This is a genomic window from Bacillus sp. YBsi01 (assembly GCF_038406745.1).
GTDB lineage: Bacteria > Bacillota > Bacilli > Bacillales > Bacillaceae > Bacillus > Bacillus siamensis.
The window spans coordinates 3,178,628-3,201,824 of sequence record NZ_CP151679.1 but is presented as its reverse complement, the minus strand read 5'-3'; the positions used below and the strand labels follow the sequence as shown (position 1 = coordinate 3,201,824).

The window sequence follows — 23,197 nt, the reverse complement described above, 5'->3', positions numbered from 1 at the left end:
ATGCAATCCTTTCATCCCCCTTGCCAAAAAAGGCTCTTCCCCACTGGAAATAACCGGAACACCCAATTTCATTCTCAATATAATGTGGTAGTGGATCTGTAAAGAAAGAAGGGCTACATGATGGGTATCATTAATGGCAAAATGTATATTGACCGATTAAACCAGCTTAAAAATGAGATTTGGCTTGACGGTGAAAAGATCGAGGGACTCATTTCTGAACATCCCGCATTTAAGGGCCTTCTGGAAACGAAGCGCTCTCTTTATGATTTGCAAACGAAACCGGGCATGAAAGACGAGATGACATACAGTCTCCCCGGTAAAAAAGAGCGGGCCGGGCTTTCATACCTGCAGCCGAAAACGAAAGAAGACGTTAAAAGAAGAAGAAAGATGTTCGAGCATTGGGCCAGGCATACGCACGGAATGATGGGACGAAGCCCGGATTACATGAATACTGTCCTGATGAGCTTCGCCTCCTCTGCCGCGCTTTTGAAAGACCGGGAGCATTGTTTTCCGGAACATGTTCAGGCGCTGTACGAACGGGCTGTCACACAGGATCTTTCTTTTACGCACACGTTTATCACCCCTCAGGTGAATCGTTCACAAATGGATGTAAACGTATCACCAACACCGATCTCCGCAAAAGTCGTCGAAAAAAATGAAAAAGGCCTCGTCATTCACGGCGCCCGGATTTTGGCCACACAAGGCGGCCTGACGGATGAAGTGCTCGTGGTTTCCCTGCCTAAGATGTATTTTGAATCAGATGAAGCGTTCGCTTTTTCCATTCCTTCCAATACAAAGGGCGTAAAATTCATCTGCAGGGAATCTTTCGTACTGGGAAAATCATCATTTGATTATCCGCTCAGCTCAAGATATGAAGAAATGGATTCCATCGTTGTATTCGATAACGTTTTAGTCCCTTGGGAACGCGTATTTTTTTATGATAATTACGAGGCGGCTTATGATTTCAATATGAAAAGCTCTTTTAACGCCTTCGCATTTCACCAAGTCATCACGAGACAAATTGTAAAGACGGAGTTTCTCCTGGGTCTCGCCCAAACGCTTGTCGATGCGATAGATGTCAGCGAGTTTCAGCATATTCAGGCTAAGATGGCTGAAATCATCACCGGTCTGGAAACGATGAAAGCTCTATTGGAAAAGTCGGAGAATGATGCCGAAACAGATGAATGGGGATATATGCGGCCGAGTGTCACTCCGCTTCGTGTGGTCAGCGCGATTTTCCCTGACATCTACCCGCGCTTCACAGAGATCATTCAGCTGATCGGGGCAAGCGGAATGGTGACTTTGCCGACTGAAAAAGCGTTTCATTCAGACATCAGAGGAGACCTTGACCAATATTTACAGGCAACCGAATTGAATGCTGAGGATCGGGTGAAAGTGTTCCGTCTGGCATGGGATTTGACCATGAGCCCTTTCGGAACAAGACAGACACAATATGAGCGGTACTTCTTCGGTGACCCCGTCCGCTTGGCCAGCCATCTGTACAATAGCTATCCGAAAGAAGAACAGACCGCTGTCATCAAGGACTTCCTGAACATTCATAAATAAAACAAAGCAGAGCCTCATCTCTGCTTATCATAGCTGGATCGGCTGCCGCCGATCCTATTTTTTATTTTGACTGATCACCACCATCGTAATATGCGATAACGCGAAAGAGACAAGCGTGTACACAGCGGCCCATCCGATAAACGAGAAATTCAATACAGTAAAAGTGCATATAAGGCAAACGGCCAAAGCGGCAGCCGGCATAATAAACGCGTTTTTAAACAGATATGTTCCGGCGACTGACAAGATGATGATACAAAGCGGCAGAACACCGAACGCAAAATCCAATTCATCAATCAACAGAGGCACTCCTTTCCCTTTTCTTAAATCGGCCTACCACATCTTATGCCTGAGTACAAAAACAAGTACTTCAAATCCTTTCGCGCTCACGCTGATATTCCCTTCGGTGATTTATTCAAAAAAATGAAAACTTTTCTTAAAGCGTTTACATTTATGGCAGACTGTGATAATTTAAGAAAGCGCTATCATACACAAGTTAATGATTTTTGGATGGAGATGAGGAGAGCCAGAAAAACCCGCCCTTACACAAGGGTGATTTCTGGTTCTTTTTGTTATTTTTAAGGAAAGGAGTCATACATACATCATGATAGACGTTCAGCAAAGGGGAGGATATGATGTTTCAGTTGTTCAAGCCGGCTCCGCATATTGAGAGATTGGATGATTCAAAGACGGATGCGGCCTATAAACGGCTCAGGCTGCAAGTATTTTTGGGGATTTTCATCGGGTATGCCGGGTATTATTTGCTCCGCAAAAACTTTGCCTTCGCTATTCCTTACTTTCAGGAGCAAGGGTTTTCAAAAGGGGAACTTGGCTTGGTGCTTGCGGCCGTATCAATCGCTTACGGCTTTAGCAAATTTATTATGGGGATGGTGTCTGACCGCTGCAACCCGAGATATTTCCTTGCAACGGGTCTGTTTTTGTCAGGTGTCGTAAACATTTTATTTGTTTCCATGCCATGGGTCACATCAAGCGTGACGATTATGTTTATTTTTATGTTTATTAACGGGTGGTTTCAAGGGATGGGCTGGCCGCCTTGCGGACGGACAATGGCTCATTGGTTTTCCATCAGTGAACGCGGCACGAAAATGTCGATATGGAATGTCGCCCATAACATCGGCGGAGGTATTCTCGCCCCGCTCGTGACTCTCGGCATCGCCATGTTTGTTACTTGGAAAAGCGTGTTTTTCTTTCCGGCTATTATCGCCATTGTCATTTCATTTGTCATCGTTCTTCTCGTTCGTGACACGCCGCAATCCTGCGGGCTGCCGCCGATTGAAGAATACCGGAATGACTATCCGAAACATGCGTTTAAAGACCAGGAAAAAGAAATGACGACCAAAGAAATTCTTTTTAAATACGTGCTGAATAATAAATTTCTGTGGTACATCGCATTTGCCAATGTGTTTGTTTATTTCGTGCGGTACGGAGTCGTTGACTGGGCGCCGACTTATTTGACGGAAGCGAAAGGATTCTCTCCTGAAGACTCCAGATGGTCTTATTTCCTTTACGAATATGCGGGAATTCCGGGCACGATTTTGTGCGGCTGGATCAGCGACCGGTTTTTCAAAAGCCGCCGCGCGCCAGCTGGCGTACTGTTCATGGCCGGTGTATTTATCGCTGTATTGGTCTACTGGCTTAACCCTGCCGGTCATCCGCTCATCGACAATATCGCGCTGATCAGCATCGGGTTCTTAATCTATGGACCTGTCATGCTTATCGGGCTTCAGGCCATTGACCTTGCGCCTAAAAAAGCGGCGGGAACGGCAGCCGGCTTAACCGGGTTTTTCGGCTACATCGGAGGCTCGGCTTTTGCCAACGCCATCATGGGTTATGTTGTAGACCGCTTTGACTGGAACGGAGGCTTTATCATGCTTGTCACCTCATGCGCGCTGTCCATCGTCTTCTTGGCTATGACGTGGAATACCGGCAAGCGGGCGGAGCATGTATAAGAAAACAACATAAAAGATTAATATTTTTGCAGTACAGCATTTACAACGATTTTCTACGCTAGAGACAGATATTGATTTATTAAGGGGAAGAAAACATGCGGAAACATATGTTGTTTGCTTTGGTATTGCTTTCATTCGGTCTATTGTCATTCACCGTCACGCCTGTATCGGCGGCGGGAAAAGGAAACCTCTTGTCTCCTGACAGAATGTTAACCATTGCCCATCGCGGTGCTTCGGGGTATGTCCCGGAGCACACGATCCTTTCTTATGAAACTGCGCAAAAAATGAAGGCTGACTATATTGAATTGGATTTACAAATGACAAAAGACGGCAAGCTGATCGTCATGCATGATGAAAAGCTGGACCGCACCACAAACGGACACGGCTGGGTGAAAGATCATACATCAGCCGAGATTCAAAAGCTCGACGCCGGCTCTTGGTTCAATAAAGCCTATCCGGAAAAAGCTAAACCGCAATACGCCGGACTTCACGTTCCCACACTTGATGACGTGTTAAAACGGTTCGGCAGACATGCAAACTATTATATTGAAACGAAGGCGCCTGAAACATATCCGGGTATGGAAGAAAAACTGATCGCTTCACTGAAAAAATACAAATTGGCAGGTAAGCATGCGAAACTTGGACAAGTGATCATTCAGTCTTTCAGCAGGGACAGCCTTTTGAAAATCAAACAGCTCGATCCGAAACTTCCCGCCGTCCAATTGCTTGAAGCGGATCAGATGAAGTCAATGACTGACGCTGATTTAGCGGACATCAAAACCTATGCCGTCGGAATCGGGCCGGATTACAAAGCGCTGAACGCTCAAAACGTCCGGAACATACGCAGCCACGGCCTTTTGCTCCACCCTTATACCGTAAACAGCGAAGCGGACATGCGCCGCCTGCTGGATTGGGGCGTAACCGGTGTGTTCACCAACTATGCGGATATATTTCAAAAGGTCAAAAAAGAATACAAATCATAAAGCCAGCGTGGGTTCGGAGATGATGCCGAACCCATGTTTTTTGCGCGATCAAAAAACCTTGCGGGAAATGTACCGCAAGGGTTGTATCAATCATTATTCTTTTCCGGCAGCGGCTTCGGCCTGTCCGCCTTTTAATTGATCGTTGATTGCTTTGGCGTCTTTCAAATACTCAGTCTTGAATCCGCTCTTCAGCGCCCACGCATAGAAGACAAGGGCAACGATTGCGATCAGTCCCATATCCCAGCCGTACGGAATGATGTTCAGACCGCCGAATTTTTCACTTCCGAGCCATGAAATGGTCATCATGCTGAGCAGATAGACAACCATCCAGACGCCGCCTTTAAAGTTTCTGCGGAATCCTTTCCACTTCGCTTTCGCTTGGTAGTAGAAGTAAATCGGCAGGCCGATCAAAATGATAAACAGCACCTGCCCCGTTAGCGGCCAGCGCGCCCAATACAGCACGAGAGACGCGAACACGAAGCCGAGCGGAGCAACCACGCTGAGGCCTTTCAGACGGAGAGGCCTGTACAAATCCGCCGCCGTCCGCCGCAGCGTCATCACCGTCACAGGACCCGTGATATAAGAAATCAGTGTCGCAACGGAAATGATTTCAGCAAGCACGCCCCATCCTCTGAATAAAAACAGAAAGATAAACGATACGATCAGATTAAAAATCATCGCTTGGCGCGGCACTCCGTACAGCGGATGAAGCTTTCCGAAAATGCTCGGCATATATTTATTTTTTTCCATGCCGTAAATCATGCGGGACGTCGTAGCGGTATAAGTGATACCAGTTCCTGACGGAGATACGAACGCATCCGCATAAAGAATAATCACGAGCCAGTTGATATTCAAGGCGATCGCCAAATCAGCAAATGGAGAGTTAAAGTTCAGGTGACTCCAGCCGTGAACGATCATAGAAGGTTCAACCGCACCGATAAACGCGATTTGCAGCAGGACGTAAATGACGGTTGCGACCAACAGCGAACCGACAACCGCAATCGGAATCGATTTACCGGGATTTTTTGCTTCTCCGGCCATGTTAATCGGGCTTTGAAACCCGTTAAACGCAAAGACGATACCTGATGTGGCCACTGCCGTCAGCACGCTCGCCCAGCCGTTCGGCGCAATGCTTGACCCGGATGTGAAATTTCCGCCGTGAAAACCGGTAAACAGCAGCGCTCCGATTGTCAGCCCCGGAATAATGATTTTAAAGATGGTAATCAATGAATTCGCTTTTGAAAATAAGTTAACTGTCCAATAATTCAGTAAAAAGTAAATGATCAGCAATACGGACGCAAAGCCGAGACCCTCTCCCGTAAGTGTGCCGTTGTGAACGAGATTGCCTGTCCATTTCGCCCACTCCCACGGCCATGAACTCATATATTGAACGGACGCGACCGCTTCCACCGGAATAACGGAAACAATCGCAATCCAGTTTGCCCATCCTGCGATAAATCCAATAAATGATCCGTGAGAATATTGAGTATATTTTACCATTCCCCCGGCTTCCGGGAACATTGAACCTAATTCACTGTAAGAAAGTGCGATAAACAAAATAACGATCATACCGATAATCCAGGAAATAATTGCGGCAGGTCCCGCAATCTGAGCCGCCCGCCATGCCCCGAATAACCAGCCAGAGCCAATCATTGACCCAAGTCCGACCATCATGAGTGCAAACGTTCCCATTCTGCGATGTAATTGATTCATAAAGTTAACACCTTTCAATTAAAATATGACTCCAGCGCTATCATATATTTATAATATTATTCTGAAAATAGTTTTGTCAATCTTTATCGCATTAAAGCAGGAATCCAAAAATTACCCTTTGATGTTTAAACAGCCGTCAAGCGGGAATAACTACTGCAAGCCAGAAATAGAAAGGAGTTTTTATCATGAAACAAAAACTGCTCATTTCAGGACTTGCCGTGTCGACTGTCGGAGTAACTTCCTACCTGCTCAAAGATAAATCAAACCGCCAAAAGGTGAAGGACTTTATCCGCAATATGAAAACATCGCTTTCAGGGAAACACGATATTGAATCATTTCCCGTCCACAAAGCAGGCAACCCGCATCCCGAAGATATTGAAGATAACAAAATGGTATCCGAAGGCTCCATGTATCCGGTTCAATACTACGATGACAAGAAGAAATAATCTGTTCCCATGCTGCCCAGCCGTATAAACGGCGGCAGCTTTTTTATGCAGACGGCTTTTTATAGATCCGCCAATATTGGCGCGACCCTTGATCCCGCACGGTAATGCCCAGTTTGGATATTTCCGCTTTCAGCTCTTTCGCATCAGCCTTTTCCTCCTCTTTCAGCGCCTTTTCCCTCGCTTTTAAGAGAGCGTTTGCCCCAGGCTCCAAATCCGGCATGTCCGGCACCCACCGTTTGTATTCTTCTTTAAAAGGATCTTCCGTTCCCAGCCAGACATACCCATGCCCGCGAAACGCATCAGCCGCTTTTTCAACCGCCGGCTCAAGCTTTTCCCGAAAAAGCTCCTGCCCTTCAGTCCCCAATAAGACCAGATACTTTCGATCCGTAAACACGCCGGAAATGCTGTCTTTCGAAAACACGCTTTCTTTATTATGTATGGTTAAGGACACCTCACTGTCCGCCACGACTGCCACAAGACTTTCTTTAAAAGCCGCCCGCGTCAGCCACACTCCCCCAATTAAGCCGATAACGGCGGTTGCTGCCGCAGCCTTCCATCCGTGAAAAGATGCGATGATTTTCAGCGGCCCGTGAAAAGGCAGCCAATCCAATGTAACGGCCCATTTCGCAATGACCGGCAGAAACCAGCCGATGACCAGACCCAATAATGGCGGCACAAGGAAAACCAAAGCTTTCTCAGCCGATGACAACTCAAGAACCGTCTGTTTTTTTATTTCGTTCATGTTTCTCCTCCGTCTGTGTTTTTCACAACTATCCATTATACAAAGGGTTGGATGATTCTGTAAACTATTTCCGGCACAAAAAAAGCCTCCGTCAGCGGGAGGCTTTTTAAAACAGCAGTTCATATACTTCATTCAATTCCATCGTGCGCTTCTCATCCTGCTCGTTCTCAGCATATTTGATCTCCTTCTCAAGCACCTGATTCAGCGCATCCATTTCCAGATCATTAAGATCCTTCACGAACTCGCCCTCATTTGCATAATGCTTCACCTGCAGCTTTTTATAAATCCCGCGGCAAATATCATGCTCCAAGTGGTTCGAAAGCGACTCGCGCAAATACCCGAGTGTCGTGTCCATCATGTAAGCCCTCCCTTTTCTTTAGGAATAGCTTCCCGGAAAGAGAGAAAAACTATACATGAAAGCGCGGCTGTTTTAACTCTGTACCTGAATGGAGAAAAATCCGCTGCTTAACGGTGTGTACGGCCCATTCAGCCCCGTTGCGGAGAAAGAGAACGTTCCTGAACTGACGTAAGAAAGAGGAACGCTGTAATATTTAATGTAGCCTGTAACGATATTGCCGTTTTTCGTATATTCATCTTCCAGCGCTTTTGCCGTGAGATTTGTAATATTCGTTCCGTTGTTAAACGCCTGAATTGTGTTATTGTTCGGATACCCTTGGAAATATACAGCTAAATACCCCGTTGTGCCCTTCATCGGTTTTGATGCGCTGATTTGGTTCGGTCCGATATTTTCCCATTGATAATTCTGTCCGTCAGACGTCACACCGATAATACGGATTTGTGTTAAAGCAGGAGCGGGCGCCGCAGACGCTGACGGCATCCACAACCCGCTTACAAGCATCAATACAGCGGCAGCCGCGGCGAATAACATCACGATTCTCTTTTTCATGTTTCTTCCTCCTCTTGTCATATTTTCATAGAACTCTATTCTATTTTACATGATTACAAAGGAAAAAGATTACATTCCAAAAAAGAGTCTGGAAAACTTTGTGAACTAGATATGAAACGCTCTGGAAACACCATTGATGATCAGAAAGATGCCGCAGATTCTTAACACGACTCTTGAACTTCTGTCATCTTTACCGAAAAAGGTTTTTCCGAGCCAGCCGATCCATACGTTCATTGCGGCTCCAGCGAACAATTCTATGATTCCGATGATTTCTGCCATATACAAAGCAGCCATCCTCCTAACTGTGTTTTTTCATATTGCGGTTTATCAAATAGAGTGATAAGGCCAGTGCCGCTGCGCCGGCGGCAAGAAACAGGCTCAAGGGCGCAATCTGCGCGCTGTCTCCGCCATTGTTTTGAAATGCGCCGATCACCCATTTTTCAGGGGTAAACAACGACAGCGTCCGCATATACTCCGGAGCCGCATCTAAAGTGAAGAAAGCCCCTCCCAATAAACCCGTAACAGCGATGAAAACAGAAGCAAGCGATGTGAATTGCTTTTGGCTCTTCATAAACGGGATCACCGCCATCGTTACAGCAGTCAGCGCAAATACACAGGCCGCAAGCATTGCTCCCGCAGCAAGAACGTGATCGGCAAAACGGATATGCAGCATGAATGTTCCGGCACCGAGAATCACTATAATATGGAGAAGTCCGAAAAGATACGCCGCCGCAAACTTAGAGATTGCATATGCTGTATAGGACACGGGCGTGCTCAGCAATCTGGCATATGTATGATTTTCTTTTTCGTCTATAAATGATCGCAAGCTTTGAACCGCAACGAACCAGATAAACATCACTAAAAATCCGATAAGCCTGTCTGCCGCTTGTCCGCCTGCATAAATGTGCTGGCGGTCAACGGTTACGGCAGAATGGCTTTGGATATCCTTCAACAGGTCAGCCGCCGCCTGCTTAGCGTCAGTGTGCAGCGTGCGGGACATCACTGCCGCATCGCGGACGATCTTTTTCAGCGTGCCCGCCTGCTGCGCAATCAGCTGCTCTGTCAAAACAGCATCACCCTTTTCTTCATTCTGAATGATTGAAACGTTCAATTCATCACCGGAAAATAATGTCTCTTCAAAATGAGATCCGATCAGCAACCCGAAAGAAATATCCTGATGATTAACCTTTGTCTTTAAAACAGCCTCTGTAACCTTCGTGACTTTTACATGGCCGACTGTCTGAATCATGTTCATCAATTGTGCTGAAAAGACGCTCTGATCCTTATCAGCCACATAGACTTCCTTCTGCTGACTGTCATCGGCAGAAAAGGAAAAGAGATAAGTCAGAAGGAGCGGGACGGAAATGGTCGCAAAGATCGCAACCCGATTCTGTAACATCAGTTTCAGCTGATGTCTGATCATGAATAACAGCTGCGTCATGAAACAGCCTCCTTCCGCTTAAACACCCATATGGTCAAACATAAAAACACGGCGCCGATAGCGAAAAGCTCTGCCAAATCCGCCGAAATACCGCTCAGACCGGCATGCTGCGTGACACTTACGTAGCTGTTGATCGCTTTGCCATTCGGTATCAGCTCCTGCACGATTTTCAAACCGGCAGGCAGGCTGTCTTTTGCAATAAAACTTCCGCCTAAAAAACTGAAGCCATACAGAATAGGAGCCGCCATGCTTGAGACGGTCTCGTGGTTTTTTGCAGTAAACCCCCAAAGAAGCACGATACTGCCGATCGCAAATGAATAAACGATCGTCACCAGCAATATTTCAAATAAATTGCCCCATTTCACATGGTACAAGATGCTGCTTGCGATGATGACGGCAGCCATTTGTATAAGGATGGCAAACATGATCCCCAAAAGCTTTCCAGCCACGTACTGGATATGTAATACAGGCATTGATTTGATTCTGAACAATGTGTGCTGCTGCCTTTCTTCCACTATGCCGTGAATGAGCGCAAAAGCGGTCATAATAGAAAACATGACGACCATCGCGATTGAATAATACTGCATCGCATCAATCGGAGCCGCGTGATGGCCGGCCGACTGTTTCGGAATGGCCACAGCCTGTCCGCGCTCAGCGGACAGTCCGCTCATTATGCTGCCGACTTCCTCCTTTGACAGATGTCCCGACTGTTTCAGCACCGTTTTTTCTTCGCTGTTTTTCATCTTTACTCTGGTGACAAACGAATCGGCCATTATCTCAACAATGTCTCCGTTTACAGAGCCTTGTTGGTCTGAAATGACTTTGATATTTGTTTTTTCATTGTGTTCCGCCGCTTTTGCAAAGCCTTTCGGCACGTATACAAAAACCGAGACTTTGCCGCTTTCGACAAGTTTTTTCCCTGCTTGATAACCGCTTATGTCTTTTACATGGATGAGATCGTTTTGTTTCAGAACGTCTTTCTTTAATATGTCTCCCAAAGCACTTTCCGCGTGATCCGCATTATAAAACGCGATTTTAAATGACTTCGCTTTCGAATCGCCGTGAAAAACCGTTCCTAAAATAAAAATCATCAGCGCCGGGAATAGAATCAGTTTTATATAGAAAGACTTTTCTCCGGCCATTAACCGAAAATCTAATAAAGTCAGCCTGAGCAATGTTTTCATGACGCCCCCTGTGAATCCCGCAGCGTTTTGCCGGTAAGCCGGAGGAAAATGCTTTCAAGATTGGCTTCCTCGAAATGAATGCCCTTAATAGTGATACCGGTTCTTCTGATATCATCCGCGATATCAAGGATATTCCGCTCTGCCGCGGAAACGAGCATCGAAATGGTCTGATGGCTGACGGCGGCTTCGGAAACACCGGGAATGCGGCGGATTTTTTGTACGGCATCATCATTCAGACCCTCTGCATTCACGATCAGGGTATCGGAGGCTCCCGCTGACTGTTTCAATTCGTCTTTCGTTCCGCAGGCAATGATTGAGCCGCGGTCCATGATCGCCGCTCTTTCACATAGATATTCGACCTCTTCCATGTAATGGCTCGTGTAGATGACGGTCATTCCTTTTTCTTGATTTAACGTCTTAACGGTTTCAAGAATATGGTGTCTGGATTGCGGATCAATTCCGACGGTCGGTTCATCTAAAATGAATAGTTTCGGTTCGTTCATCAGAGCAGCCCCGATATTCACCCGTCTCTTCATACCGCCTGAAAATTCAGACACCCTTTGATTTCGCTGTTCCTTTAATTCGATGATGTCCAGCACTTCATCGACCCGCTTATCGAGCTCCTTACCGGAAAGTCCATACAGGCTCCCGAAAAAAGCCAAATTATCCTTTGCGCTTAGCGCTTGATACAAGGCTATTTCCTGCGGGACGATACCCATCACTTTTTTTATGGCCGCTGGCTGTTTTTGTAATGACATTCCATTAATGCAAATGGTTCCATCAGTCGGTGAGAGCACGGTGCTGATCATTGACACCGTTGTTGATTTACCGGCGCCGTTTGGTCCCAGCAGGCCGAATATCTCTCCTTTTTCGACGCGCAGTGATATATGATTGACAGCGGTAAAACCGCCGTACTTCTTTGTCAAATCGGTTAATTCAAGCATTCGTGCAGCACTCCTTGTATCATGTCTGCACTTATTCTACTCTTGCCGATCCTTGTTTTCTATTCACTTTCGTACTCGATATGGGTATTACTTTCGTCATATGTTCGATGATGAAAAGAGGGAGGGGGTGAAGCGGGGTTATATCATTTTTTGCAAATATAATGTAAGCTCAGTCCTGTTTGTCACTTCGAGTTTATCAAGGATTCTGGAAACATAGTTTTTCACAGTGCCTTCAGTCAGGAATAAGTCTGCGGCAATGCGTTTATTGCTTTTGCCTTCCATAATGTGTTTTGCGACATCAAGCTCTCTCGGCGTGAGAATCTCTGTCAGCTTTGGCTGCGGCTCCTCCTGAACGGCCGGGATGCCGATATGATTCAGCGCTTTTACGACTTGAACCGTAACCTTGGGATTCAGCATCATATTTCCTTCATAAACGGCCTGAAGAGAGGCAATAATTTCTTCTGAATCAGCATCCTTCAAGATATAGCCGTCAGCCCCGCTTTTCAGCCCGGCAAAAATATAGTGATCATCCTCAAACGTTGTCAGAATGATGACTTTTACGGACGGATAGCTGGCTTTTACTGCTTTTGTCGCTTCGATTCCGTCCATGCCGGGCATTCTGATATCCATTAAAATCACATCGGTATCGGTTTGCGGAAGCAGCTGCAGAACTTCTTCGCCGCAAGAAGCTTCTCCCGATACTTGAATTTCTTCGTGTAGGCTCAGAATCATTTTCAGCCCCTCCCTGACAATGGACTGGTCGTCTGCGATCATGACATTCACTAGATCATTCCCCCTTGCACGGTATCTTTATTTTCACGTCAAAACCCGTTTCATTTCCGGAAGTGAAAACAGCTTCTCCGCCAAGCGCGGCCGCTCTTTTTTCAATTCCTTTCAGACCATTTGATTTTATAATCGTCCCGCACGCTGAGCCGTTATTATGAATATGCGCCAATATCATGTTCAGGTCCTTTTGAATCCGGACAGAAACATATGACGCATGTCCGTGCTTCACCGCGTTCGTAATCGTTTCCTGGACGGTTTGATAAAGACAGTGCTTCACATCAGGCTGCGCCGCTTCTATGGCCTCGTCCATCTCCAGCTCGAAGTGTATCCCTCCCGCCTCTTGAAAATGGCTGAAAATGTCACGGAGCGCTTGTTCAAATCCCCGCCCCGGCAAAGAGCCCTGCAGCAGCATCACGGCCTGGCGAAGCTTTAAAATCGATTCTTTCGTAAGATCATGCGCCTTATGAATGATCTGCTTTACTTTTTCCGGCTGATGCCCGGCTGTCTTCCCGGCAAACTCCAAATTCATTTTCAGAGCAGCGAGATAATGACCTAAAGAATCATGCAGCTCCTGCGCAATTCTTGTTCTTTCTTTCGTAACCGCCAGTTCTTCAATGCGTTCTGAGTATTCCTTCAGTGTGGCGTTGGCCGTCTTCAGCTCTCGATTCAGCGATTCAACCTTTGACTTCTCCTGCAGATTCTTCCGATATAAATAAATCACCGCAAACATGATGAAGTAAGGGAGCACGATATCACTGACACCCGCTCCGGAGGCGTATAAAGCGGCGGCAAATGCGGCGGCGTGCATCGTTAACAAAACAGCCGAAATCTGCTTATCAGTAATAAGCACCTCCACCAATAAAAGCACCATTATGGCCTGTGCACCAATGCAATAGACATTGTACAGCAGAACTCCCGCCATGACGCTGCTCAGGAGAAAAGATCCGTGATAGATGGCGGACTGTCTCTTCATATATATCGGCCGCAGGCAGTCATTCGCCGTCAGCAGCATCACGAGTACAGACAAAAAAACCTTCAGCTCCCCCCGGCCGAAAGGAAGCTGAAGAATCGTATGAAGAATTGATAGTAACGCAAAGCCCCTGATCAGTAACTTCGTATGTGCAATCTTCATCGTATTCTCCTTACAGATGAGCGGCGGCTTTTCGCTCCACGTTCAGCAGATCATACAGCTCATCAAGCGAATGAATTTCATACGTCGGAATGATCCCCGACTCATTTATTTTCTTTCCGGGATTAAACCAGCACGTATCAATTCCCGCCATCTGACCGCCTTTTATGTCCGCGCTCAGTGAATCGCCGATAATAAGCCCGCGCTCGGCAGAAAAACCGGGAATTCTCGCAAATACATAATCAAAGTATTCCTTCATCGGCTTTTGAAAACCCGTATCCTCAGATACAAACACATCTTTAAAAAACGGATACAAACCGGAATCACCCAGCCGCTTATATTGGGATCTTGATACACCGTTTGTCACGATGTATAAATCAAATAAAGGACTCAGCCTTTCAATCAGCTCATAAGCTCCGTCTATCATCTGGTGCCCTTCTTCTAAGTATCGGCGGTACGCCTCATTCATCAGCACGCCGTCCGCCTCGAGGCCGTATTCTTTAAACAAAAGGGCAAACCGGGTGTTCACCACTTCATCGCGGGTCATATCCCCCTCTTCAAACGCCTTCCACAGCCCTTGATTTATCGATTTATAACGGGCTTCCACCTCTGCCGTCAGTTCCAGCTTTGAACCTTGAAACAATTTTTGAAGAGCATCGGTTTCTGAAGCGGTAAAATCCAGCAGCGTATTGTCTATATCAAATAATAACGTACGGTAGTGACTCATCGATGTTTCCCCCGGTTCTGCTTTTTTTAACCAGTATACCACTCGCGGACAAGCCGAAAAAGACACCCCTTTAAGAGAGGTGTCTTTTTGAATTATACAGCGTCTTCTATTTTCGAGTCTTCATCAGACATGCGCTTGCCGATGCCGAACGCGTAATAGCTGATCGTCACAATCGCCATAAAAATCACCCCGACGACCAAAGATATCCGCGTCTCTTTGTTAAACCACATGCCGGCCAATACCATGATTAAGAAAGCAATCGTCAAATAGTTTGTAAACGGCGCAAAAGGCATTTTAAACGGGTGCTGATCAAGCTCAGCGCCCTTCGCCCGTCTGAAACCGAGATGGCTGATTAAGATAACAAACCACGGAATCATTCCAGGGAGCACACTCGCGCTGTAGACATAGACAAATATTTTCGGAGGCGCGATGTAGTTCAGCACGACACCGATCACAAGTCCGATTAATACTGCGAGCGTACCGAATATCGGCACACCGCTCGATGAAACTTTCTTAAAGAATTTCGGCGCCTGTCCGTTCACGCCCAACGTATAAAGCATGCGTCCCGCACTGAAAATCCCGCTGTTACAGCCGGACATCGCAGCGGTAATCACAACAAAGTTTATCAAACCGGCTGCCGCCGTAATCCCGACTTTCGCAAATGTCGAAACAAACGGACTGCCGAGTGAGTGAAGCTCATTCCACGGATACACAGTCACGATCACGAAAATCGCACCGATGTAGAAAATCAAAATCCGCCAGATAATGCTCTGAATCGCGCTTCGCAGCGTTTTTTGCGGATCTTTCGCTTCCCCTGCCGTAATCCCGATCAGCTCAACCCCTTGATAGGCCGCAACAACTAAAGACAAAGCAAAGAAAAACCCGGTAAAACCATTTGTAAAGAAACCGCCGTGCGACCATAAATTAGATAATCCGATCGCATGACCCCCGTTGCCGAAACCGAAGAAAATAATGCCGATACCCGCAACAATCATCAGAATAATGGTGACGATTTTGATCATGGCAAACCAAAATTCAAACTCACCGAAAGATTTTACCGAAATCAAATTTGCCGCACCGAGAATGGCCATGGCGATAAGGCCGGGAATCCATGCCGGCAGATCAGGAAACCAATATTTCATATACGAACCGACGGCGATAATTTCAGACATCCCGACGATCACCCATTGAAACCAGTTGCTCCACGCCGTCATATAGCCGGCTAACGGATGTATATACTTATGGCCGAATGTCGCAAACGAGCCTGTACTCGGCTCTACATAAAGCATTTCGCCCATCGCACGCATGATAAAAAAGATAAAGATACCCGAGATCGCATAAGCCAGCAGAACAGACGGCCCTGTCCATCCAATCGTGCTGGATGACCCCATGAATAAACCGACACCGATCGTGCCGCCCAGCGCAATCATCTGGATATGACGCGCGCCTAAGCCTCTTTTTAATTCCTTGTTTGCCACTTCGCTTCCTCCTCTTAACAGCTCTGATATATGTGAAATAATGAAGCAGAAGGCGCATCTGTTGAACCTAACTCAATCTTCATTTCCCGCAATATTAGAAATATTCTATCTTCCTATTGTTATATAGTCTTCAATTTCCTTATTCCATCATAATAAATTTTCGTGGAAAACACAATTGTTTTTTTCAGGTAAACACCATGCACCTTAGACCAAGAGACTTAAAATAAAGCGCTTTCATTTTTATTGAATTAAGAATATTGAGATAATAATTACCGCAACTTCCGAGAAACAGTATTTCCCGGTAGAAAAGGTTCCACCCCCTATTCTATAAATGTCACTAAGCAGAATGGCGTAAAGCCTTACTCTCTATCATTCTCCCTCTCCTACGCCATCATCCTGCTTACCCCTGCAAAAATCATTCACTAATCGATAAATGCCTCATTCAGCCGCAGCAAAAGCCTGCCGAACATTTCTTTCTCCTCGCCGGACCAATCATCAAGCATGCGATGATATCGCTCAAGACGCATCTTTTTATCAGCTTTTAGCCTCTGTTTGCCAAGCTTCGTAATCGCAAACAGACTGACCCGCCCGTCAGAAGGGTCGGAGAAGCGCTGGATCAGCTCCTTCGTTTCCAAGGCCGCGGCCTGTCGAGACAACGTAGAAATATCCAGTTTAAAACATTCGGCCAATTCCTTCACACGCGCCGGCCCGAATTCATCAAGCTGCCGTAATAACAAATACGCAGCTCTTTCCAGATGTCCGATTTTGCGGTCGGAGTTATCGAGATAAACAGCCCTCCTGATAAAAGTGGTGAGCTCATATTCAATTAATTCAATCGGATCTTGTTTTGACAAACGCCTCACTCCTTACATTGACAACAGCAACATTAGTTGTATAATACAAACATATGTACATTTACTCAGAAAACATATAGAAAGATTTTGCATACATATATTTGTATAGTACAAATATATGTGCCAAAAGTAAAGAAACTTATCGAAGCAACAAGAAAGGGGGAAGCTGCTCTTCTCCAAAGAACAGCATCGTTGTGAAAGTCATACGCATCATACTGCAAATCATTATTTTATTCGCATTTTCCTTTATCGGGGGAGCCGCTCAGCAGCTCTTTCACCTGCCCATTCCCGGCAGTATCATCGGTTTAATCCTGCTCATCATATGTTTATCGGTTAAGATCATTCCCGCCAAAATGATTGAAGACGGAGCCGGATTTTTGCTGTCTTTTCTTCCGCTGCTATTCATTCCGGCCATGACGGGCGTCATCAATTATCCGTCACTGTTTTCCGCCAGCGGGGCGGCCCTGTTTTTAATCGTCGTGCTGAGCACCATCGTCACAATGATCGCCGCAGGGTACGCGAGCCAGCTGTTAGAGCATAAAGCCAATCAGAGAAAGGAGAAAAAGAAGTGCAGCAAGCATGTATCGCAATCCTTATAATTTTGTTCACGGCCGCCGCCTATCTGGCCATGGTGAAATTATATGTACGCTTTCCATACCCATTTCTCATACCCGTGTTGACGACTACGATTTTCATTATTGCCGTCCTGCTTGTTTTTCATATTCCGTATAAAGAGTATATGGTCGGCGGACAATGGATCAATTCACTGCTCGGCCCCGCCGTGGTGGCTTTGGCATATCCGCTTTATAAGCAGCGCCGGATGTTGATCAAGTATATGTTTCCGATTATCGGCGGCGTATTGGCCGGTTTATTCTCCGGAATGGTCAGCGGCCTGTTATTTGCAGAGCTGTTCGGCATCAGCCGGAGTTTGATTTTGTCCATCATTCCAAAATCAATCACGACTCCCGTCGCCATTCAGATCGCGTCCGGTATCGGCGGTGTCCCTTCCATGGCAGTCGTGTTCGTCATGATCGCAGGGTTTTCCGGCGTCATCTTAGGGCCGCTGCTTCTCAAGTGGATCCGCATCCGCAGCTCACTCGGGAAAGGAATTGCATTCGGGAGCGCCTCCCATGCGCTCGGCACCTCAAAAGCAATGGAATACGGAGAATTAACAGTCTCCATGAGTTCTGTCTCCATGACGCTCTGCGCCGTGTTAGGATCGGTCTTCGGACCTGTCGTAGCATGGATGTTTCAAATTTAAAGCTGGCGGGTCTCCGTCAGCTTTTTTATATGCAGATTATCTCATTTTCTTCCAATATTGATGTTTCATTTGTAAGAAGAATGGTAAAGTAGAAAACAAGGAGGGATTTAAGATGACTGCAGCAATTCCGCAAAAGAAACTGCTGGATGGGACAAGCATTCCCGCGATCGGCTTCGGTACATACGCTCTTCATGGAAACAACGGCGTTCATGCCGTTACCAGCGCCATTGATATCGGCTATCGTCTGATTGACACCGCTTATAACTATGAAAATGAAGGGGCGGTCGGAGAAGCCATCAAGAGAAGCTCTGTTCCGAGAGAGCAGCTATACGTGACGTCCAAGCTTCCGGGACGCTACCATGAATATGACAAAGCTGTACAAACCATTCAAGAATCTTTATACCGCGCCGGTCTGGATTACTATGACCTGTATCTCGTCCATTGGCCGAATCCGAAACAAGACCGCTATACAGAAGCGTGGCAGGCACTGATTGATGCGAAAAAATGGGGCCTGATCCGCTCCATCGGTGTCTGCAATTTCCTGCCTGAGCATATCGAACGGCTCGAACGTGAAACCGGCGTAAAGCCAGGCATAAATCAAATTGAACTGCATCCCGCTTTTAATCAGCAACAGCAGCGGCAATGGCATGAAGAACAGGGCATCGTGACAGAATCATGGAGTCCGTTAGCCCGCGCCGGTGAAGTATTGAACGATCAAAAACTCGGACAGATTGCGGACAAATACGATAAAACCATTTCTCAAGTCATTTTACGCTGGCATATTCAGCTGGGCGCCATCCCGATTCCAAAATCAGCATCCCCAGAACGCCAGCTCGAAAACATCTCTGTTTTTGATTTCTCCCTTGATGAAAACGACATGAAACTTATCGATTCGCTTACCCGCCCCGACGGACGCATAAACGGCCAAGACCCGGCGGAGTATGAGGAGTTTTAAGCAAGCATATAAAGAAAGCTGACGACATCATTCGTCAGCTTTTTTCTCATTTTATATACGCACACCCAGCTCCCGTTTCCATTCAGAAAGCCAATCCGTATCCCCAAATCCATATTGCCTGCTTTGGCCGGCATCACGCAGAGATCCGTCTTTGTAATCAATGGACAGCACCAAATCAGGAATGGCATCATAACCCGTTCTCGCCAGCTTCGTAAGCGCCTGTCCGTAATGGGCAGCCGCTTCTGCCGCCGTATGTTTCAGTAAAGGATCGTTCTGCAGCGCTTCCTTATAAACGTCTAAAAGGTCGCGGCCGTCTTCTGTGACGAACTTCCCGCCCACAGTCTGCAAGTCTTTCAGATGATAGCCGGTCACCTCATACATTTCCCGAACGACTTGATATTTCTCATACGCTTCCGGCGTAAACTGCGAGGAGTCATCACTCCGGCTGCGAATGATGTGCGCAAACAGCTCTTTGCTGTTTTCCCCGGAGTTTAAGACGGCTTCGATCTGCTGAGTGAGCTCTTTATCGTCGGTCCCGCTCACTTTTAACAGATAATCAATCGGTGATATCGTAAATGTAAGATTCGCGCCCTCCGGAATCTGAATATGATTCCGATGAAAAAGCACTCCGATTTGCTGATTGACCTGCCCTCTCTGAAACACCTTTTCATTTTCTCCTTGAATTTCTCCATTGAGTGTTTCACCCCGAAACGCAGCATCACGGAAATCATAGCTTTGGGCTTTCCCCTTAAACAGCCATTCCGTTTCATTATGATAAGCGGCCTGACGCTCTGATTCTGTTAAATCACTCCTGAAATAAGGTGAATCGGGACGCTGGTATTTGTCCTTAATAAAACGTAAAGGATCTGATTTTCGTTTATTGATTTCATTGATACGGCTGTATTTCTCATCAAGAATCCTGCTTGCAATATCACTCTCAGACTCATACGGATTATCAGCGGCTATTACCGTCTCATTCCCATTATCCGTAATCGTTTTCTGATTTGCGGATTGATATAAACGGGACAGGCTGCTCCCTTTCTCAGTGACACCGCTCCTTGAATAATTCACCTGGCTCAGATCACGGGTCCCGCCTGATTGAATCAATAACCGGTCCGGCCTTTTTGCCGCATCTTTCGCATTTGTTTTGGAAGAATACTGCTGAAGCACTTGCTGAGCCATTGTTTGATTTTTTATATAACGAGCGTTTAGGCGCATGTTTTTAACCTCCGCTTGAGATGATGTTTAGTGTTTTTATCGGCTGTTTCCCAGTTGATTTTAACCTTAAATAACAAATGTTTACATAAGGGGTGTTTTTATATATGATGAAGTAAAAAGGGGTATTTTTCCATAAAGAAGTATATACCTATTCTATTTGTCACTGCAATCGTATTATCAGGCGTATTGTTCGCACCTTCAGCTTTAGCCTCTGCGTTTCAAGTAAGTACTATTACAGGAAATCACTCATTTGAAACTGCCAATCCAGTCGGCTACTGGAAATACAAAAATATTAATACAGCCGTATTGCCGAAAGGGGAAAAAGAATCGTACTTCACTTTCACTGCCAATAAGGGAGAAAGACTCTATGTCAGGAGCTCAACAAGAAGTGAATACAAGGGAATGAGCATTGAAATTTATAATAAAAATAAAGTGCTAAAGGCACAGAAGTGATAAACCCTGATACGCTGCTTCCTTTTATCTATGCCATTACAGATGCGAAAGAAAATAACGAGACGTTCTACGTGAAAGTGTCCCGCGGCTCATACACTGACGATATATACTTTACACTCTCCATTTACGATCGAATCAAAGCCGGAAGCGAGACCTTCGCATTCAGCGGCACAGCTGAAAATAAAGGAAATACAAGCCTCAGTCCGAACGGATCAGATTCAACCGTTCTCAGGCTCGACTTAACCAAACAGACAAGCATTCCAAAAGACGCCATAGTGAAAAGAATCAGCACCACCGCGACTCAAATACCAAGTCAAGGAAACACAAAACACAGCATAATGTCTGAAGAAAATAAAGTGTGGCACCGCGCACTCACAAACAGCTCCACTCAAGGAAATTACGGTATCACACTGGATGATAACCTCTCAGTCTCAAGCATCTGGAATTTTAAATACAACACACTTGCAACAGCAAAATCGTCTATGAAAAATGTGAAATTGAAGATTGATTATGAGTACGATGTGACATCACAGTATTAATGAGAAGAACAGCCGCCCATTATGCGGGCGGCTTTCTGCTTGGAGTTTAAGTGAATTTATGAGCCCGTTCCATGCCTTATCCTGTTGTAAATTCTTTTTTATGATAGATAGCTGCGGCTATGAAAAATGAAATGATATATAAGATAACGCCGATCATGAGATATATAATCGAGACATATAAAGAAGGATTTATGTGCAAAAACGACGGCGATAATTGTTTTGCTACATAACCAACGACACTTTGCAATCCAAAGGTAGCAAAAAGTCCCCCCATTGCACCTCCAATTACAATAGCATCAGACTTTTCCGGGCCTATCATGTAGAGAAGAGGATAAACGATTGCACCGGCAAAGAGAACGATGAACGTTCCAAAAGAGACAATATTCAATATGCCGACAATTTGTTCATCAGAACCCAGGCTGTATACAAAGAAAACGCCATAAGATATTACAGCTCCGATCACAACAACCAAAAGATAGAAGACATAGTGGCTTTGAACAATATTTGTTCTGCTGACCGGTAAAGTCAGCACATACTTGTCATAGCCAGACTTACTCTCATACTTTATAACCTCAAGTGCGGGCATGGCGACAAACAAAATAATCAGCATAGCAACAAAACGATGCATTAAAGCGTCTCCAAAATAAAAGATGACTGCTGATATCAATATGGCCAACCCCGTGTATGCAAAGAAACTTCGATAAACTAAGTAATAGTTAGTCAATAACAGACCTCTCATGTTTTTCACTCCTCGTTAAAAAGACACTGATTTCTTCTATTGAAATGGTTTTGGCCGTTACGCCATTCGGCAATTTCTGTCGATCCGATACAAGCACACTCCAATAAGATCCATGGTTCCTTTTTGCAAGAACGATATCTTCGTTGAGCTCAGCCAATTGACCTTCATCAACATCTATAACAGTATAGCTTGCAAGAACCTTGTCTTTCTCTTCATTTAATAAAATTTCGCCATCTTTCATAATAATGATATGGCTTGCTATCTTCTCAACATCAGACATAATATGTGATGAAAGTAAAATACCGCCGTTGCATTTACTCACAAAGCTTTTTAATTCATTTAACAGATCATCTCTTGAAGAGGGATCAAGCCCTCCCGTTGCTTCATCCAAGATTAATAATTTTGCGTTATGCGACAAAGCAACAGCTACGGATAACTTCATCGACATGCCGCGCGAGAATGTATTTACTTTTTTGTCCATAGGTAAAGAGAAAGATTGAACCAACCGATAAAAATTGTCTTGGTCCCAAGCACCGAATAGCTTTTTAAATACATGATTCAGCTGCTTTATTGTAAGATGTGCGGGCAGATTCATCGCATCAAATGCGACCCCTATATCTTCTTTGAACTTTATATGTTTATCCAGATTCTCCTCACCAAAGATTTTCACTTTTCCTCTATCTTGAGAGATTAACCCTAATATCGTTTTAAATGTTGTTGATTTGCCTGCGCCGTTATCACCGATAAAACCGACAATGGACCCGGCAGGCACATTGAATGTAACATCCTTTAAAACAGCTTTATGACCAAAAGATTTGCTGAGGTTTCTGACTTCTAAAAGGTTTGACATCATACCACTCCTATCACTGTTGTCAGGACTTTTTTAAGAATTGAATCGAATTATTGCAAAAATATTGTGATTTTTATATCTAGTCGAGGAATTCATAACGAGCAGGAGTCGGCAAATACAAAAGAGATTTTAAAGTCTTTTTTAATCATAATTTGGATGTGCAATCGATTGATTACGTTTATAGAATGGATATTCATGATGAAAAATTGCTGGAGGTGATTACTTTCCGATGAGACATACACAAAAATGATTTACTAATGATTACATTTATGGATGTTAACCGGAATGCAACTCGTATTATAAAGCAGGTGTTAT

General features: G+C 45.4%; 24 protein-coding genes and 1 pseudogene. 8 read left to right on the top strand and 17 right to left on the bottom strand.

Annotation, left to right across the window (positions count from 1 at the left end; all coding sequences use genetic code 11):
* The first annotated feature begins 120 nt into the window (after window positions 1-120).
* Window positions 121-1,566 carry a 4-hydroxyphenylacetate 3-monooxygenase, oxygenase component gene (gene hpaB, locus AADZ70_RS16220; RefSeq protein WP_016936890.1) on the top strand — a complete coding sequence of 482 codons (1,446 nt, stop codon included), beginning with the start codon at window positions 121-123 and terminating at the stop codon, window positions 1,564-1,566.
* Window positions 1,567-1,620: 54 nt separating this feature from the next.
* Here hpaB and AADZ70_RS16215 read toward each other — a convergent pair whose 3' ends face one another.
* Window positions 1,621-1,863 (bottom strand): DUF2651 family protein, encoded by a 243-nt coding sequence (locus AADZ70_RS16215; protein WP_016936891.1) that lies wholly within the window; start codon window positions 1,861-1,863, stop codon window positions 1,621-1,623.
* Between the two features lie 335 nt (window positions 1,864-2,198).
* Between AADZ70_RS16215 and glpT the strand changes: the two genes are divergently transcribed.
* Together glpT and AADZ70_RS16205 are read left to right on the top strand one after the other, a co-directional pair.
* Window positions 2,199-3,533, top strand: coding sequence for a glycerol-3-phosphate transporter (gene glpT, locus AADZ70_RS16210; RefSeq protein WP_016936892.1), 1,335 nt, complete (start codon window positions 2,199-2,201; stop codon window positions 3,531-3,533).
* A gap of 95 nt (window positions 3,534-3,628) precedes the next feature.
* Window positions 3,629-4,516: a glycerophosphodiester phosphodiesterase gene (locus AADZ70_RS16205; protein ID WP_342007323.1), complete on the top strand. Its 888-nt coding sequence runs from the start codon at window positions 3,629-3,631 to the stop codon at window positions 4,514-4,516.
* A 93-nt stretch (window positions 4,517-4,609) separates the two neighbouring features.
* Here AADZ70_RS16205 and AADZ70_RS16200 read toward each other — a convergent pair whose 3' ends face one another.
* The gene (locus AADZ70_RS16200; RefSeq protein ID WP_045926328.1) at window positions 4,610-6,229 is read right to left on the bottom strand and encodes an APC family permease; all 1,620 of its coding nucleotides are present in this window, start codon (window positions 6,227-6,229) and stop codon (window positions 4,610-4,612) included.
* Window positions 6,230-6,414: 185 nt separating this feature from the next.
* Between AADZ70_RS16200 and AADZ70_RS16195 the strand changes: the two genes are divergently transcribed.
* Complete coding sequence (locus AADZ70_RS16195) at window positions 6,415-6,675, top strand: hypothetical protein (RefSeq protein ID WP_016936895.1); 261 nt, start codon at window positions 6,415-6,417, stop codon at window positions 6,673-6,675.
* A gap of 43 nt (window positions 6,676-6,718) precedes the next feature.
* Here AADZ70_RS16195 and AADZ70_RS16190 read toward each other — a convergent pair whose 3' ends face one another.
* The 12 genes from AADZ70_RS16190 to AADZ70_RS16135 form a co-directional block, all read right to left on the bottom strand.
* Window positions 6,719-7,417, bottom strand: coding sequence for a DUF308 domain-containing protein (locus AADZ70_RS16190; protein ID WP_342007322.1), 699 nt, complete (start codon window positions 7,415-7,417; stop codon window positions 6,719-6,721).
* Window positions 7,418-7,523: 106 nt separating this feature from the next.
* Window positions 7,524-7,772, bottom strand: a complete 249-nt coding sequence (locus AADZ70_RS16185; protein WP_342008069.1) for a sigma-G-dependent sporulation-specific acid-soluble spore protein CsgA — start codon at window positions 7,770-7,772, stop codon at window positions 7,524-7,526.
* A 75-nt stretch (window positions 7,773-7,847) separates the two neighbouring features.
* A complete protein-coding gene (locus AADZ70_RS16180) occupies window positions 7,848-8,324 on the bottom strand; it encodes a DUF4879 domain-containing protein (RefSeq protein WP_269775394.1) in 477 nt (158 codons plus the stop codon).
* A 105-nt stretch (window positions 8,325-8,429) separates the two neighbouring features.
* Window positions 8,430-8,609, bottom strand: a complete 180-nt coding sequence (locus AADZ70_RS16175; RefSeq protein WP_047476096.1) for a hypothetical protein — start codon at window positions 8,607-8,609, stop codon at window positions 8,430-8,432.
* A 13-nt stretch (window positions 8,610-8,622) separates the two neighbouring features.
* Window positions 8,623-9,765, bottom strand: coding sequence for an ABC transporter permease (locus AADZ70_RS16170; protein WP_342007321.1), 1,143 nt, complete (start codon window positions 9,763-9,765; stop codon window positions 8,623-8,625).
* Complete coding sequence (locus AADZ70_RS16165) at window positions 9,762-10,949, bottom strand: ABC transporter permease (protein ID WP_342007320.1); 1,188 nt, start codon at window positions 10,947-10,949, stop codon at window positions 9,762-9,764. Before AADZ70_RS16165 ends, AADZ70_RS16170 begins: the two co-directional genes overlap by 4 nt.
* Complete coding sequence (locus tag AADZ70_RS16160; protein WP_342007319.1) at window positions 10,946-11,893, bottom strand: ABC transporter ATP-binding protein; 948 nt, start codon at window positions 11,891-11,893, stop codon at window positions 10,946-10,948. The genes AADZ70_RS16165 and AADZ70_RS16160 overlap by 4 nt, the downstream gene beginning before the upstream one ends.
* Before the next feature lie 138 nt (window positions 11,894-12,031).
* A complete protein-coding gene (locus tag AADZ70_RS16155) occupies window positions 12,032-12,676 on the bottom strand; it encodes a response regulator transcription factor (protein WP_047476092.1) in 645 nt (214 codons plus the stop codon).
* A gap of 4 nt (window positions 12,677-12,680) precedes the next feature.
* Window positions 12,681-13,811 (bottom strand): sensor histidine kinase, encoded by a 1,131-nt coding sequence (locus tag AADZ70_RS16150; RefSeq protein ID WP_342007318.1) that lies wholly within the window; start codon window positions 13,809-13,811, stop codon window positions 12,681-12,683.
* A gap of 10 nt (window positions 13,812-13,821) precedes the next feature.
* On the bottom strand, window positions 13,822-14,535 hold the full coding sequence (locus AADZ70_RS16145; RefSeq protein ID WP_342007317.1) for a YjjG family noncanonical pyrimidine nucleotidase: 714 nt from the start codon (window positions 14,533-14,535) through the stop codon (window positions 13,822-13,824).
* A gap of 92 nt (window positions 14,536-14,627) precedes the next feature.
* Window positions 14,628-16,013: an amino acid permease gene (locus AADZ70_RS16140; protein WP_047476089.1), complete on the bottom strand. Its 1,386-nt coding sequence runs from the start codon at window positions 16,011-16,013 to the stop codon at window positions 14,628-14,630.
* Window positions 16,014-16,435: 422 nt separating this feature from the next.
* Window positions 16,436-16,867 carry a MarR family transcriptional regulator gene (locus AADZ70_RS16135; protein WP_045926334.1) on the bottom strand — a complete coding sequence of 144 codons (432 nt, stop codon included), beginning with the start codon at window positions 16,865-16,867 and terminating at the stop codon, window positions 16,436-16,438.
* Window positions 16,868-17,061: 194 nt separating this feature from the next.
* On the opposite strand from AADZ70_RS16135, the gene AADZ70_RS16130 reads away from it, so the two are divergent.
* The 3 genes from AADZ70_RS16130 to AADZ70_RS16120 all read left to right on the top strand — a co-directional run bounded on the left by AADZ70_RS16130 (window position 17,062) and on the right by AADZ70_RS16120 (window position 19,083).
* Complete coding sequence (locus tag AADZ70_RS16130) at window positions 17,062-17,466, top strand: CidA/LrgA family holin-like protein (RefSeq protein ID WP_327816054.1); 405 nt, start codon at window positions 17,062-17,064, stop codon at window positions 17,464-17,466.
* Window positions 17,436-18,128, top strand: a complete 693-nt coding sequence (locus tag AADZ70_RS16125) for an LrgB family protein (protein WP_342007316.1) — start codon at window positions 17,436-17,438, stop codon at window positions 18,126-18,128. The genes AADZ70_RS16130 and AADZ70_RS16125 overlap by 31 nt, the downstream gene beginning before the upstream one ends.
* A gap of 112 nt (window positions 18,129-18,240) precedes the next feature.
* Window positions 18,241-19,083, top strand: coding sequence for an aldo/keto reductase (locus AADZ70_RS16120; protein ID WP_016936910.1), 843 nt, complete (start codon window positions 18,241-18,243; stop codon window positions 19,081-19,083).
* Window positions 19,084-19,134: 51 nt separating this feature from the next.
* On the opposite strand, the gene AADZ70_RS16115 is transcribed toward AADZ70_RS16120, so the two are convergent.
* Window positions 19,135-20,301, bottom strand: a complete 1,167-nt coding sequence (locus tag AADZ70_RS16115; RefSeq protein WP_342007315.1) for a DUF4885 family protein — start codon at window positions 20,299-20,301, stop codon at window positions 19,135-19,137.
* Window positions 20,302-20,433: 132 nt separating this feature from the next.
* On the opposite strand from AADZ70_RS16115, the pseudogene AADZ70_RS16110 reads away from it, so the two are divergent.
* Window positions 20,434-21,293, top strand: a pseudogene (locus tag AADZ70_RS16110) (hypothetical protein).
* A gap of 76 nt (window positions 21,294-21,369) precedes the next feature.
* Here AADZ70_RS16110 and AADZ70_RS16105 read toward each other — a convergent pair.
* A complete protein-coding gene (locus tag AADZ70_RS16105) occupies window positions 21,370-22,032 on the bottom strand; it encodes an ABC-2 transporter permease (RefSeq protein ID WP_342007314.1) in 663 nt (220 codons plus the stop codon).
* Window positions 22,010-22,882: an ABC transporter ATP-binding protein gene (locus tag AADZ70_RS16100; protein WP_342007313.1), complete on the bottom strand. Its 873-nt coding sequence runs from the start codon at window positions 22,880-22,882 to the stop codon at window positions 22,010-22,012. The genes AADZ70_RS16105 and AADZ70_RS16100 overlap by 23 nt, the downstream gene beginning before the upstream one ends.
* Window positions 22,883-23,197 lie beyond the last annotated feature (315 nt).

Coding starts and splice junctions, on each gene's coding strand:
- AADZ70_RS16205 (WP_342007323.1), top strand. CDS start 3,629: ATGCGGAAACATATGTTGTTTGCTTTGGTATTGCTTTCATTCGGTCTA.
- AADZ70_RS16120 (WP_016936910.1), top strand. CDS start 18,241: ATGACTGCAGCAATTCCGCAAAAGAAACTGCTGGATGGGACAAGCATT.
- AADZ70_RS16150 (WP_342007318.1), bottom strand. CDS start 13,811: ATGAAGATTGCACATACGAAGTTACTGATCAGGGGCTTTGCGTTACTA.
- AADZ70_RS16190 (WP_342007322.1), bottom strand. CDS start 7,417: ATGAACGAAATAAAAAAACAGACGGTTCTTGAGTTGTCATCGGCTGAG.
- AADZ70_RS16185 (WP_342008069.1), bottom strand. CDS start 7,772: ATGGACACGACACTCGGGTATTTGCGCGAGTCGCTTTCGAACCACTTG.
- AADZ70_RS16200 (WP_045926328.1), bottom strand. CDS start 6,229: ATGAATCAATTACATCGCAGAATGGGAACGTTTGCACTCATGATGGTC.
- AADZ70_RS16145 (WP_342007317.1), bottom strand. CDS start 14,535: ATGAGTCACTACCGTACGTTATTATTTGATATAGACAATACGCTGCTG.
- AADZ70_RS16160 (WP_342007319.1), bottom strand. CDS start 11,893: ATGCTTGAATTAACCGATTTGACAAAGAAGTACGGCGGTTTTACCGCT.
- AADZ70_RS16100 (WP_342007313.1), bottom strand. CDS start 22,882: ATGTCAAACCTTTTAGAAGTCAGAAACCTCAGCAAATCTTTTGGTCAT.
- AADZ70_RS16170 (WP_342007321.1), bottom strand. CDS start 9,765: ATGACGCAGCTGTTATTCATGATCAGACATCAGCTGAAACTGATGTTA.
- AADZ70_RS16180 (WP_269775394.1), bottom strand. CDS start 8,324: ATGAAAAAGAGAATCGTGATGTTATTCGCCGCGGCTGCCGCTGTATTG.
- AADZ70_RS16105 (WP_342007314.1), bottom strand. CDS start 22,032: ATGAGAGGTCTGTTATTGACTAACTATTACTTAGTTTATCGAAGTTTC.
- AADZ70_RS16165 (WP_342007320.1), bottom strand. CDS start 10,949: ATGAAAACATTGCTCAGGCTGACTTTATTAGATTTTCGGTTAATGGCC.
- hpaB (WP_016936890.1), top strand. CDS start 121: ATGGGTATCATTAATGGCAAAATGTATATTGACCGATTAAACCAGCTT.
- glpT (WP_016936892.1), top strand. CDS start 2,199: ATGTTTCAGTTGTTCAAGCCGGCTCCGCATATTGAGAGATTGGATGAT.
- AADZ70_RS16195 (WP_016936895.1), top strand. CDS start 6,415: ATGAAACAAAAACTGCTCATTTCAGGACTTGCCGTGTCGACTGTCGGA.
- AADZ70_RS16115 (WP_342007315.1), bottom strand. CDS start 20,301: ATGCGCCTAAACGCTCGTTATATAAAAAATCAAACAATGGCTCAGCAA.